1 protein-coding gene is annotated in these 1533 nt (G+C 69.2%); it reads left to right on the top strand.

Annotated features, from left to right (window positions below; all coding sequences use genetic code 11):
• Positions 1-1506, top strand: a 1506-nt coding sequence (locus U9980_RS01820) for an NAD(P)/FAD-dependent oxidoreductase (RefSeq protein ID WP_322766407.1), incomplete at its 5' end; no start/stop codon positions are given.
• Positions 1507-1533: the final 27 nt, after the last annotated feature.

The raw sequence follows: 1533 nt of genomic DNA on the forward strand, positions 1-1533 counted from the left end.
GATCCCGGCGAGATAGTGATCATCGGTGCCGGGATCGTCGGGTTGACCATCGCCCTGAGCCTGCACACAGCCGGCTGGCGCAAGCTGCGGGTGCTGGACGCGGCCCCGGCCGACCGCACCGACCCCAACCTGCAGGGCACGACCTACCGCGGTACCGACGGGCGCCACCTGTCGCTGACCGAGACGATCCCGCACGCCGACGCATCCCGACGCACGGTTCTGCGCCGCCCGCCCACGGACGGCGGATGGCAGCTACGCGACCCGATCACCCTCAACGATACCGAACGTGACTGGGTCGCGGCCTTCGAGGAATTCACCGACCGTGCCGGGTTGCGTGCGCTCACAGTCGATCTCGCGATCGGTCTCAACCGTCTGGGCCTTCGCGGCTGGGAGGCGTTGTTCGCTGCCTACCCGCACGCCTTCGATCGGCTGCGCCGGGATGCCCGGCTGCCCCGCTGTTACCTGTCTGCGCCGGATCTCGCCGCCGGGATACGGCTGCAGGGCGCGATCAACTCCGCGGCCAGGGTCCTTGGCCCGGATGAGATTGCGCTGCGCTGGCCTGCGCTCATCACAGCCACCGCCGACCCGGTCGCCGACCTGGATCACTCGACCCCCGTATCCGTCGCATCCGTTCACGGTGCTGTCGAGGTCGACGGGTACGCCGTCAACATTCACCAACTTGCCGACACCATCGGTAATCTGGTCGTAGCTGCCGGGGTACCCGTGCATTCCGCCAGTCCGGTACGGTCCCTGCGCAGGATCGCGAACGGCAACCCGGCCGGAAGCTCCGACGACCTTCCTGATGATCTTCCCGGCGACGGTTCGCACGACAGCCCCGATGACCATCCCGGCACCGAATCGGACACCGAATCGGGCACCATAGAACTCGTCCTCGACGATGGCACAACCATGCGGGCCGGCACCGTCATCGTGACGATCGGCGGGCGTGATCTGGTTGCCCTCCTAGGCGAGGACGCACCATCAGCCGGCGCGGTCCAGCACGTTCTCGGAGTTTCGGTGACGCTACCCAACCCCGGTCTGCGACACGCCCTCAAGGTGCACGCGCCAGACCCCATCGGGGTCGTGAACATCACCTTGTCCCCGGACTCCGCCCTGATACACGCCAGCGGAGGTTTCGGTTACCTGGGACTCGCACGCCCTGCGCCGGACGATCCGCGGGTCGCGGAACTGATGGCGGCGCTGGAGGACATCGTCGGGCGGCTACTCGCCCCGCCGCAGGGCTCGGACGGACCGCACCGGATCCTCGACCGCCGCACCTGCGAACGTCCGATGACCCCGGACGGCCTGCCGGTGCTGGAAGCCGTGGACGCCTTCGACGGGCAGGTGGTGGTGGTGGCCGGGACCAACGCGGGTGGCGCGGTCCAGGCACCGGCCCTCGCCATCCTGCTCGACGGCCTGCTCGCCGGCGAACGCGGCGGGATCCACCTGGCGCTGCGCCCGGATCGGGCCAGCCTGCGGAGCACCTCGGTACCGGTGTCGGTCTGATCCGAGTCGGACACCGTCTCCCAGGCC

The sequence above is a fragment of the Protofrankia sp. Cr1 genome, assembly GCF_963555865.1.
Lineage (GTDB): Bacteria > Actinomycetota > Actinomycetes > Frankiales > Frankiaceae > Protofrankia.